The organism is Actinoplanes sp. NPDC026623 (assembly GCF_040638275.1).
GTDB lineage: Bacteria > Actinomycetota > Actinomycetes > Mycobacteriales > Micromonosporaceae > Actinoplanes.
In genome coordinates this window covers 1-7537 of the sequence record NZ_JBEZXZ010000297.1, presented here as the reverse complement: position 1 = coordinate 7537, position 7537 = coordinate 1, and the positions used below count along the sequence as shown (strand labels likewise).

8 protein-coding genes are annotated in these 7537 nt (G+C 71.3%); 5 read left to right on the top strand and 3 right to left on the bottom strand.

Annotated features, from left to right (window positions below; translation table 11 throughout):
• The 3 genes from AB0F10_RS42670 to AB0F10_RS42660 form a co-directional block, all read right to left on the bottom strand.
• A partial coding sequence (locus tag AB0F10_RS42670; RefSeq protein WP_360639484.1) for an ElyC/SanA/YdcF family protein occupies positions 1-468 on the bottom strand: 468 nt, incomplete at its 3' end.
• 41 nt (positions 469-509) lie between these two features.
• On the bottom strand, positions 510-785 hold the full coding sequence (locus AB0F10_RS42665; protein ID WP_360639481.1) for a hypothetical protein: 276 nt from the start codon (positions 783-785) through the stop codon (positions 510-512).
• A 99-nt stretch (positions 786-884) separates the two neighbouring features.
• Positions 885-1934 carry a glucose 1-dehydrogenase gene (locus AB0F10_RS42660; protein WP_360639478.1) on the bottom strand — a complete coding sequence of 350 codons (1050 nt, stop codon included), beginning with the start codon at positions 1932-1934 and terminating at the stop codon, positions 885-887.
• Positions 1935-2258: 324 nt separating this feature from the next.
• Between AB0F10_RS42660 and AB0F10_RS42655 the strand changes: the two genes are divergently transcribed.
• The 5 genes from AB0F10_RS42655 to AB0F10_RS42635 all read left to right on the top strand — a co-directional run.
• A complete protein-coding gene (locus AB0F10_RS42655) occupies positions 2259-2426 on the top strand; it encodes a hypothetical protein (protein WP_360639475.1) in 168 nt (55 codons plus the stop codon).
• A gap of 80 nt (positions 2427-2506) precedes the next feature.
• Complete coding sequence (locus AB0F10_RS42650) at positions 2507-3628, top strand: 5-methyltetrahydropteroyltriglutamate--homocysteine S-methyltransferase (protein ID WP_360639472.1); 1122 nt, start codon at positions 2507-2509, stop codon at positions 3626-3628.
• A 27-nt stretch (positions 3629-3655) separates the two neighbouring features.
• Positions 3656-4558 carry a PaaX family transcriptional regulator C-terminal domain-containing protein gene (locus AB0F10_RS42645; protein ID WP_360639469.1) on the top strand — a complete coding sequence of 301 codons (903 nt, stop codon included), beginning with the start codon at positions 3656-3658 and terminating at the stop codon, positions 4556-4558.
• Between the two features lie 47 nt (positions 4559-4605).
• Positions 4606-5793, top strand: coding sequence for a cellulose binding domain-containing protein (locus AB0F10_RS42640; protein ID WP_360639466.1), 1188 nt, complete (start codon positions 4606-4608; stop codon positions 5791-5793).
• Positions 5794-5989: 196 nt separating this feature from the next.
• The coding region (locus tag AB0F10_RS42635) for a glycoside hydrolase family 15 protein (protein WP_360639463.1) at positions 5990-7537 on the top strand (1548 nt) is incomplete at its 3' end.

Below are 7537 nucleotides of genomic sequence, written 5' to 3'. Positions count from 1 at the left end.
CGGCTCACCGCCGTACGCCGGCACATCGAGCAGGGCCGGCCCGCGCAGGCCGAGGATCCGGCCGGCCAGCAGCCGGACCCGGGGCAGGTGCCAGGGATGGGTCACCAGACCCAGCGGATGCCGGCCGTCGAAGGTGTAGCCGTCGAGCAGCCCGTCCTTCACCGTGTTCAGCAGGTTCTCCAGCGTGCTGCGCGACCGGTTCTCGGCATGCAGCTCCGCGTGGCGGTGCAGGCCGGCCTCGCGCGCCGCACGCAGCATCAGGTCACCCTCGAAGGCACCGGCCGCAGGCGCCGCCACCCCGGTGCTGGCCTCGGGCCAGCCCCCGGCGAACACGATCCGTGGCGCCTCGGCCGCCGCGTACGCCGCGACATGCGTCGCGACGTACGCGATCGCCGCGTCCACCCGCGCCGCGCCGGCCTCGGTCAGGACCCACCCGTCCGCCGCCCGGACCACCCCTCGACCGAACACCAGCAGGACGGTGGCCGGGGTTTCCGTTGTGTGCCTTCGGCTCAGCGGTGCAGGAAGCCGGGGAGCCAGCGCTTCCGCGCCGAGCGCGCCTTCGCCCGGCGGCGCAGCAGCACCGCGGCCACGGCACCGGCGATCGTCGCCACCCCGGCCGCCGCCGGCACCGGCCGGTTGCGGACGGCCTGCCCGGCCTGCCGTGCCCGCTGGGAGGCCTGCACCCGGACACGGGAGACGCCGGAGCTGGTCTCGGCCCCGTCCTCCTGAGCACCGGGAGCGGTCTGCGAACCCGCCAGGGCACTGTCGGTGTAGCTGGTAGTCATGTCTGTCTCCTTCACTGTCGAGTTCGGGCCTGTCGAGGCAGTGGTTGCTACTTGCCCGTCCGGCGGCACCGCTAACGTGAATCGGGATTCATCACACCATCAGGCCAGTTCGAGGACGACCTTGATGTCGTCCCGGCGGGCCTGCCGAGCCTCGGCGAACCTCTCCAGCGGAATCCGCCGGGTGATCAGCCGGGACAGCCAGCCGAGATCGGCCTTCGCCAGCGCGTCGGCCGCGGCGGCGTAGTGACTCAGATTGGCGTTCACCGAGCCCACGACGACGTCGTTCTCCAGCACGATCTCGCGGTTGGCGGCGCCCACGTCCACCGAGATCCTGCGACCCACCGGGGAGAACCCGGTCAGGCAGACGACCCCGTACGGGACCGTGCTCGCCATCGCCTCGAACACCACACCGGAAACCCCGGTGGCCTCGATGACGATGTCGGGCCTCGCGTTCGCCGTCGCATCGCCGATACCGTCGCAGTGGTACCGCGCGCCCAGGGCCCGGACCACCTCCGGCTTCGGCCCCTCGGTGGCAACGTCGAGCAGGTGCACCTCCAGCCCGCGCTGGACCCCCAGCAGGGCGGCGAGCAGCCCGATCGGCCCGGCGCCGGTCACCAGCACCCGCCTGGGCTCGAACCAGGACCGGGCGCCGACCTTCTCCACCTGCTCCCAGGCCTTGGCCACCACCGTCGCCGGCTCCATCAGGACGCCGACGTGTTCCAGCCGCGGATCCAGCTTCACCGCGTAGTCCGTCTCGACGGTCCACAGCTCACTGCCGTACCCGTCGATCTCCTTGATTCCCCGCTCGGTGTACCCGCCGTTGCGGCACATGTCGAACTCGCCGTGCGCACACGCTCCGCACGGCTCCGGGTCGGGCCGGCGCACCACGCCGACGACCAGGTCGCCCCGGGCGAAACCGCTGTCCGGCGGCGCCGACCTGACGCGGCCCAGCGACTCGTGACCCAGCACGAGGCGATCGCGCCCGGGCGGTGCCCACCCGTACTCCCCGGCGATGATCTCGCGGTCGGTGCCACAGACGCCCAGCGCCAGGCCCTCGACCAGCATCTCCCCCGGCCCCGCCTCGGGGTCGGGCACGTCGCGCACCTCGGCGGAGTCGGCCTTGAGCGGTTCCACGGTCAACGCGCGCATGTCACTCCTCAACGAAACGGATGGACCGGTACGGTGGCCGCCCGGGCTCGGTCCGCCGCGTCGCGGCGACGGCGAGCCGCCCGCCACGACGTCTTCCAGCAGAGCGGCTACCACCGGCGTCCATCCGTGGCGATCAGCCCACGCACGCCACCGCGCTACCGGCAAGATCAGTCGGTACCTGCTGATCGCGTACCCGGTCATCCCGGCGACAAAACCGGCCACGGCGGTCTGCCGGGCGAGTCGTGGCCGTAGAGACGGTCCGGCCGGCGGCCGGGCGGCTACTACCTGCACGACGGCCACCGGGTCCGGCTCCACCTGGGCGAGGTGCTCGGCGACCCGCCGGCGCTGCGCGCGGTGGTCCGGCGGTCCGGCCCGGAGGCCATGAGGGAACAAATCGACAGCTACGCGAGCCTGCTGGAGCAGGCGCTGCGGAGCGACGACCCTCGCCTGATCTCCGCGTTCAGGGGCGGCTCCGCCGACGCCGCCGGATAAACGGCCTCCCACTGGCGACCGCCGGCGAAGAGGTGTACGCAGATATCGGGAAGCGACGATCCGCGACGGAAGGATTTCCGATGACGCTCCGCGACGCCCCGCCGTTCCGCGCTGACCATGTCGGCAGCCTGCTGCGCCCGCCCCACCTGCTCGAGGCTCGGGAACGGCGGGCCACCGGCGAGATCGGTCCCGACGAGCTGCGCGCCGTCGAGGATGACGCCGTTCGCGACATCGTGCGGATGCAGCGCGACGTGGGGCTGCGGTCGGCGACCGACGGCGAGTTCCGCCGGACGTCGTGGCACATGGACTTCATCTACCGCCTCGGCGGCGTTCGGCCCACGGATGAGAAGATCCAGGTCCATTTCCGCAACGCCGACGGCGAGCTCGACTTCGAGTCCGCGGCGCTCGCGATCGACGGGCCGGTCCGGTTGCGGGAGACCATCTTCGGCGACGACTTCGCGTTCCTCGCCGCCACCGTGGACCCCGGGGTCACCGCCAAGCTGACGATTCCCTCGCCGAGCATGGTGCACTACCGAGGCGGCCGGGCGGCGATCGATCCGGCCGTCTATTCCGACGAGGACCAGTTCTGGGCCGACCTCAGCGCGGCGTACGCGGAGCAGGTGCGGCGGGTCGCCGAGCTGGGCTGCCGCTATCTGCAGCTCGACGACACCAGCCTCGCCTACCTGAACGATCCCGAGCAGCGCCGGCTGCTCACCGAGCGCGGCGACGACGCCGAGCACCAGCACCTGCGTTACATCCGCCAGATCAACGCGGCGATCGCGGACCGGCCGGCCGGGCTCGCGGTCACCACGCACATGTGTCGCGGCAACTTCCGGTCCTCGTGGGCGGCCGAGGGCAGCTACGACTTCGTGGCCGAGGCGCTCTTCAGCGAGCTGGCCGTCGACGGATTCTTCCTGGAGTACGACGACGACCGCTCGGGCGGCTTCGCCCCGCTGCGGTTCGTACCGCCCGGCAAGATGGTCGTACTCGGACTGGTCACCACGAAACGCGGCGTGCTGGAGTCGAAGGACACGCTGAAGCGGCGCATCGACGAGGCCAGCCGCTACGTTCCCCTCGATCAGCTATGCCTGTCGCCGCAGTGCGGATTCTCCTCGACGGTCGAGGGCAACGTTCTGTCCTACGACGAGGAGGTCGCGAAGCTGCGGCTGATCGTCGAGACGGCCGAGGAGGTGTGGGGCTGATCAGACGCGGTCGGGCACGCTGGGGTCGTGAGCGCCGAAGATCGAGAGCCCGACGTCCGAGTCCCGCGGTCGCAGTCGGGGCCGAGTCCACAGCATCTGCTCGCCACGGTCCTCGGTGAGTACCTCGACTCGGCCGAGGCCGGCCTGACGTCGGCGGCGGTCATCGCGATCCTGGGCGAGTTCGGTATCAGCGAGTCCAGCGCGCGTGCCGCGTTGTCCCGGCTGACCCGGCGCGGGCTGATCGCGGCACGCGGCAAGGCCTACCACCTCACGCCGGTGGCGCTCGCCGGTCATCACGCCCACATGCGACGTTTTCTGGGCTTCGGCGCGGAGCCGCCGCGGTGGACCGGTGACTGGGTGATGGCGTCCTTCTCGATCCCGAGCTCCGGCCAGGCGTTCCGCCACGCGGTGCGCAGGACGTTGAGCGCCCAGGGGTTCGCCGGACTGTACGACAGCGTGTGGATTCGGCCCGGCTCCGACGCCGGACCGGTGCGGTCGGCGCTGGGCGAGATCCTGCGCGACGTCGAGGCCGCCCGGTGGTCGGTCATGCATGTCCGGTTCGACCAGGAGGAGGGCCCGCACGGCCCGGCCGCCGCGTACGATCTGGCCGGCCTCTCCGCGTCGTACCTGGCCTTCATCGAGCGGTACGCGGAGCTGCGGTCGGCCGTGCGCGCCGGGGAGGTGGACGCGGCGCGGGCGCTGGTCGCCCGGACCTCGGTGATGGATTCCTGGCGGCGCTTCGCCGAGATCGACCCGGACCTGCCGCCGCATCTGCTGCCCGCACCCTGGCCTCGTCAGCGGGCCCGGGACACCTTCCTGGAGATCCATTCCGCGCTCGGCTCCCTGGCCCGGGCGCGGCTGATCGAGGTGGCGGCGCCGCACTGGCCCGAGGCCGCCCGATGGATCACCTTCTTCCCCACCTTTCATTGACACTTATCGTTGCGGGAGTGATAGTAACTGCAAAGCGGGAGGTCCACATGAGAAGGTCCATGGTCGGTACGGGACTGGCGACCCTCGCCGTCTCGATCGCCGCCGCGGTGATGGCCATCGGCGCGACACCGGCCGACGCGGCGGTCGGCGGTTCCGGTCCGTATCCGGCCGACTATGAGACCTCGTCCAGCCTGCCCAATCACACCGTCTACCGGCCGCAGAGCCTGCCGTCCGAGCGGATGCCGATCTTCGTGTGGGGCAACGGCGGCTGCGCCGCCAACGGCACCGGGCAGATCAACTTCCTGCGCGAGATCTCCTCCCACGGCTTCCTGGTCATCGCCAATGGAGCGCCGAACGGCTCCGGGTCCACCTCGTCGCAGATGCTCACGCAGTCCATCGACTGGGCGTTCGCCGAGAACTCGCGATCCGGCAGCAAGTACTACGGCAGGCTGGACACCGGCCACGTCGCCGTCGGCGGCTGGTCCTGCGGCGGCCTGGAGGCGTATGCCGTCTCCAACGACTCGCGGATCACCACGACCCTCATCTTCAGCAGCGGCCTGCTGAACGACGCCGACGACTACCAGCTCAAGCGGCTGACCAAGCCGATCGCCTACTTCATCGGCGGAACCGGCGACATCGCGTACCCGAACGCCATCGACGACTGGGGCAAGCTGCCGGCCGGCCTGCCCGCCTTCATGGGCAACCTGAACGTCGGCCACGGCGGCACCTACGACCAGACCAACGGCGGCGAGTTCGGCCGGGTGGCGGTGCTCTACCTGAAGTGGCGGCTCAAGGGCGACACCACCGCCGGCGCCAACTTCGTCGGCCCCGACTGCGGCCTGTGCCACACCCAGTGGCAGATCCAGCAGAAGAACCTGACCCTCGGCGACGACACCCCGCCGAGCACACCGCTGGTCACCCCGTCCACGCCGTCCGGCACCCCCGGCTGCTCCGCGGCGTACACCGTGCAGAACCAGTGGAGCGGCGGCTTCGTGGCCGGCGTCGTCGTCACCGCCGGAAGCGCCGCCGTCAACGGCTGGCGCGTCACCCTGGTCCTGCCGGGCGGGGCGACGATCACCTCGGTCTGGAACGCCGTGAACACCGGCACCAGCGGCACGGTCACCCTGGCCAACCAGTCCTACAACGGTCAGCTGGCGCCGGGCCAGACCGCCGGCTTCGGCTTCCAGGGCACCGGCGCCGGCGGCGGAGCCACCGCCACCTGCGCCGCGAGCTGAACCCGGAGGCGAACAGCACCGCCGATGGCGCCGGCCGGAGTCAGGCGGTGCAGGCGTCGCTGCCCTTGCACGCGCGCAGTTTCTCCAGCGTGTCGTGCAGGTGGGCGACGGATCACACGTCGCGTAGAGCGTCCTAGGACCCTGGGTTGGATGCTCCCGCGTTCGGACACCGGTGCGCCGGGGTATGGACGAGGGCATGGCGCTGCCGATCGAGGACTACGCGATCATTGCCGACACGCAGACCTCCGCGCTGGTGGGGCGCGACGGGTCGATCGACTGGTTCTGCGCGCCGCGATTCGACTCGGGTGCGGTCTTCGCGGCGTTGCTCGGCGACGAGGAGAACGGGCACTGGGCGATCCGGCCGGCCGGCGAGATCCTCACCACCCGGCGCCGCTACCGGGACGACACCCTGGTGCTGGAGACCGAGTTCCAGACCCCGGACGGCATGGTCCGCCTGATCGATTTCATGCCGCCGCGGGACGAGTCACCAACCGTGATCCGCATCGTGGAGGGCGTCCGCGGCAGCGTGCCGATGGCCATGGTCCTCCGGCTGCGGTTCGACTACGGCCACGTCGTGCCGTGGGTCCACCGCGAGGGAGAGGATCTTGTCGCGGTCGCCGGCCCCGACGCGGCCTGGCTGCGCACCCCGGTCACCACCCGCGGGGAGAACCTGGCAACGGTGGCGGAGTTCCGGGTGGACAGCGGCGACCGGATCCCGTTCGCGCTGACCTGGCGGCCCTCGCACCTGGCGGCCCCCGAGCCGCTCGATGAGCTGCACGAGCTCGGAGTGACCGAGGGCTACTGGCGCGGCTGGGTGTCGGCGTGCACCTACGAGGGCGAGTGGCGCGACGCCGTGGTCCGCTCGCTGCTGACGCTCAAGGCCCTCACGTACGCCCCGACCGGCGGCATCGTCGCGGCCGCCACCACCAGCCTGCCGGAGAAGCTCGGCGGCGTCCGCAACTGGGACTACCGCTTCTGCTGGCTCCGCGACGCCACGATCACGCTGCAGTCGCTGTTGTACTCCGGTTTCCAGAGCGAGGCGATCGCCTGGCGCAAGTGGTTGCTCCGGGCCATCGCCGGCAACCCGGCCGAACTGCAGATCATGTACGGCGTGGCCGGCGAGCGCCGCCTCGACGAGTACCTGGCCACCTGGCTGGGCGGCTACGACGGCAATCCGGTCCGGATCGGCAACGCCGCCGCCGAGCAGTTCCAGCTGGACGTTTACGGCGAGGTGATGGACGCCCTGCACCAGGGCCGGCGGGCCGGCCTGAAGGCCGACGACCCGGCGTGGGGGCTGCAGGTCAAGCTGATGGACTTCGTGGAACGGCACTGGCGCGACCCGGACGAGGGCATCTGGGAGGTGCGCGGCGGCCCGAAGCAGTTCGTGCACTCCAAGCTGATGGCCTGGGTGGCCGCCGACCGCGCGGTCAAGGCGGTCGAGGAGTTCGGCCTCGACGGCCCGGCCGAACGCTGGGCCGCGCTGCGCGACGAGATCCGCCAGGAGATCCTCGACAAGGGCTACGACCCGTCGCGCCGGACGTTCACCCAGTTCTACGGCTCCGACGAGCTCGACGCGTCGCTGCTCATGGTGCCGCTGGTCGGCTTCCTGCCGGCCGGCGACGAAAGGGTGACCGGCACCGTCGCCGCGATCGAGAAGCATCTGCTGGTCGACGGGTTCGTGCAGCGCTACACCCAGCATGACGGCACCGACGTCGACGGCCTGCCGCCCGGCGAGGGCGCCTTC

What these genes read in the sequence shown, in the direction of transcription:
- AB0F10_RS42665 (WP_360639481.1), bottom strand. Translation starts at nt 785, where the DNA reads ATGACTACCAGCTACACCGACAGTGCCCTGGCGGGTTCGCAGACCGCT.
- AB0F10_RS42660 (WP_360639478.1), bottom strand. Translation starts at nt 1,934, where the DNA reads ATGCGCGCGTTGACCGTGGAACCGCTCAAGGCCGACTCCGCCGAGGTG.
- AB0F10_RS42650 (WP_360639472.1), top strand. Translation starts at nt 2,507, where the DNA reads ATGACGCTCCGCGACGCCCCGCCGTTCCGCGCTGACCATGTCGGCAGC.
- AB0F10_RS42640 (WP_360639466.1), top strand. Translation starts at nt 4,606, where the DNA reads ATGAGAAGGTCCATGGTCGGTACGGGACTGGCGACCCTCGCCGTCTCG.